The sequence below is a fragment of the Roseomonas elaeocarpi genome, from assembly GCF_042433915.1.
Taxonomy (GTDB): Bacteria; Pseudomonadota; Alphaproteobacteria; order Acetobacterales; family Acetobacteraceae; genus Roseomonas; species Roseomonas elaeocarpi.
The window spans coordinates 1-2,569 of record NZ_JBHLUN010000025.1; the positions used below are offsets into that span (position 1 = coordinate 1).

Consider the following 2,569-nt stretch of genomic DNA (forward strand, 5'->3'; position numbering starts at 1 on the left):
GGCGGTTGCGGCCGTGTGCAACAGCGTCTCGCTGAACATCACCAACGACGGGGCCGGCGCCGACTACGGCCTAGGCTCCGCCGCGGCGCAGGGCATGCGCATGGGCGTGTTCGGCTGCTCCGGCTCGGTGCAGTTCTACTTCCGCGACTTCACCCTGTACCAGCGCTTCAAGGCGGAGACGATCGGCTCCTTCTCGTTCCGCGCGATGGACGCAGCCGGCAACGGCTACCGCTTCACGCTGCCGGCGGCGGCGCTGATGAACCCGCAGATCAACGCCGGCGGTCCTGGCACACCGGTGATGGCGACCTTCGACCTCGAAGGGAACCCGGACGCCACTGGCGTGGTCCTCAAGATCGACCGCGTTCCCGCCACCTGATCGCGCTGCCGGCGCCGCGGCGCTGGCGCGTGTAGGGGCCGGCTGATCTGCGGGGGTCCGCCGGCCCCGCTTCCCGCATTCCCCGCATCCCGCACAGGATACCCGCACCATGAAGCTTTCCGCCGTGACCATCGTCGCACCCAACGATCCGCAGGGCGACTGGATCGCCCCCGGTGGCGAGTTCGATGACCTGGAGGTGCTGACCGTCGGCATCACCGACGCCTTCACCGACGCCCAGGCTGCCCGTCATCAGAAGCTGGCTCGCTCCTGGGGCGGTGACGCCACCCGCGCCCCGGTCCGCCTGCTCCGTAAGGCGAACATGGACTGCCTGCTGGCGCACAGCGTCTTCGGGCTGCGCAACCTGAAGGACGACGACGGCAACGACGTGCCTTGGGAGCAGGTGAAGAAGATGGTCTACGAGGAGCAGTACCGCCCCCTCGCGAACGCCATGTTCGCCGCGGCCAACCTGGTCACCGCCCGCCGCGCTATCGACATTGAGGATGCGGAGGGAAACTCCGTGCCGTCCTCCTCTACCAGCTCGAATGGGGTAGCTGGGCCGACCTGATCGCCGAGGTCGAGGAGGACGAGCGGCCACTTGAGCCGGCCCTTGACCCAGCGAACGCCTGGGTCTGGAGGGCGTGGAACTACCTTTCGGACGAGCGCCCTTCGGAGATCTCCGGCGTCGCCGGCCCGATGGGCGGCGTCATCTGGAAGAGCAAGCCAGGGCGCATCCCGTGGCGCGCGGTGATGACGTGGTGTGACGTGCATGAGCACCGCATCGAGCAGCGCGACACCCTCTACCGCCTGATCAGGATCCTTGATGACGAGTACCTGCGCTGGCGGAAGCAGAAGGACAGCCAGTGATGCGGGCAGCGGCGTTCCGGCAGCAGGTGCGCGTCTTCGTGGACCGCAACCTGTCACCCGCTGCCCAGTCAAAGGCGCTGGCGGACGCGGCCGTTGCCGGCCGCACCGACCTGATCCGCACCGGTCGCGCGGCGCCGTCCTACATCCTGAGTGTCGACGGGCGGGAAGGGCCGGACGAGGCGCAGGTGAAGCCGGACGGCATCATCGTCTATCGCTTCAGCCTGATCGGACAGGCGGCCGTCTTCGCCATGGCCTTCCTGCGCGCCCGCTCGCCGGTTCGCGGTGGCACTTTCCGGGACAGCTGGTTCTACGCGCTCAGTGCCACTGGCTACACCCGCGGCTCGGCCCGCGGCACCTGGTACAACGGGGTGAAGATGGCCGCCTCGTACAACGCCAACGACCAGATCATCAGCCAGAAGAGCTTCGATCCCCAGAAGGTCGGGGCGGACATCGGCGAGATCCTGATCTCCAATCGTGTCCCGTATGAGCGCAAGGCGGACGTCCAGCTGGCGGGCAACCGCCGCCTGCGCTGGAGCGTGCCGGCCAACATGGTCGACGACTGTGCCCGCGCCGTGCGGCAGCGTTTCCCGACGCTAGACGCACGGCGCATTTACCAGCTGCACCATCCTGGGCAGTACGTGCTCAGGAGGGGGAAAAAGGCCGGGAGCCGTGTGGAGAACCCGGCGCTAGTGATCAGCGTGAAGTAACCGCACCGCGGTCTCCGCAGGACAGCTTCTGAAGGCGCGCTAAAACTTCGGTAGCAGGGGCCTTGGTGCAGACCGGGTCGTTGCTCGGAAGCGTTCCGGTCGCGTTCCTCGTCCGGAAATCCTGGAGACAATCCGCAAAGTTGGCACTCAGGATGCTCGTGCCTCGGGTATCACAGAACTGCTTGAGGTCGGAAACGCCACTAAAGGCGCCGGGTATGAACTCATCGTAGCGGTCGACGCGTAGATGGCACTCCGAGCGACGCGGATGATCTTCGTAGCCCCAAACACTGCACACCTGAGCTTGCCTCGCGGGATCTGCGGCTGAGGCACAGGCCCAAGTTCCGGTTGCCGCCACCAACAGCGCGGCAGCCCCTAACCATACCCTCATTCAATCCTCCGTTCTCGCGGGAGACCCACGCGCATGGCGACTGTCTCCCAAGTCACCGAAGCTGTCTTTACGGCGCGGTTCGACAATCAGGTTACCGCTGGGGCTGACGCTGCCGCCAAGTCCATGGAGGGCTTCACCCAGGCCCTGGAGGTAACGGAGGAGCGGGTCACCCGCGCCACCCGCAGCACCACCGCACTGGTGAAGCAGTTCGACCCGGTGACCCAGGCTGCCGCC

5 protein-coding genes are annotated in these 2,569 nt (G+C 66.8%); all 5 read left to right on the forward strand.

From position 1 onward, the window contains the following. On the forward strand, positions 1-376 hold a 376-nt coding region (locus ACFFGY_RS22075; RefSeq protein WP_377046699.1), incomplete at its 5' end, for a phage tail tube protein. 109 nt (positions 377-485) lie between these two features. After that, positions 486-941 carry a hypothetical protein gene (locus ACFFGY_RS22080; RefSeq protein WP_377046700.1) on the forward strand — a complete coding sequence of 152 codons (456 nt, stop codon included), beginning with the start codon at positions 486-488 and terminating at the stop codon, positions 939-941. After that, the gene (locus tag ACFFGY_RS22775) at positions 941-1,240 is read left to right on the forward strand and encodes a phage tail assembly chaperone (RefSeq protein ID WP_456316182.1); all 300 of its coding nucleotides are present in this window, start codon (positions 941-943) and stop codon (positions 1,238-1,240) included. Before ACFFGY_RS22080 ends, ACFFGY_RS22775 begins: the two co-directional genes overlap by 1 nt. Positions 1,241-1,278: 38 nt before the next feature. Continuing rightward, positions 1,279-1,947 (forward strand): hypothetical protein, encoded by a 669-nt coding sequence (locus ACFFGY_RS22090; RefSeq protein ID WP_377046702.1) that lies wholly within the window; start codon positions 1,279-1,281, stop codon positions 1,945-1,947. 421 nt (positions 1,948-2,368) lie between these two features. Continuing rightward, positions 2,369-2,569: hypothetical protein (locus ACFFGY_RS22095; protein ID WP_377046703.1), on the forward strand; the 201-nt coding region annotated here is incomplete at its 3' end.

Excerpts from the sequence above, each read along its gene's own strand:
- ACFFGY_RS22080 (WP_377046700.1), top strand. The coding sequence starts at position 486 with ATGAAGCTTTCCGCCGTGACCATCGTCGCACCCAACGATCCGCAGGGC.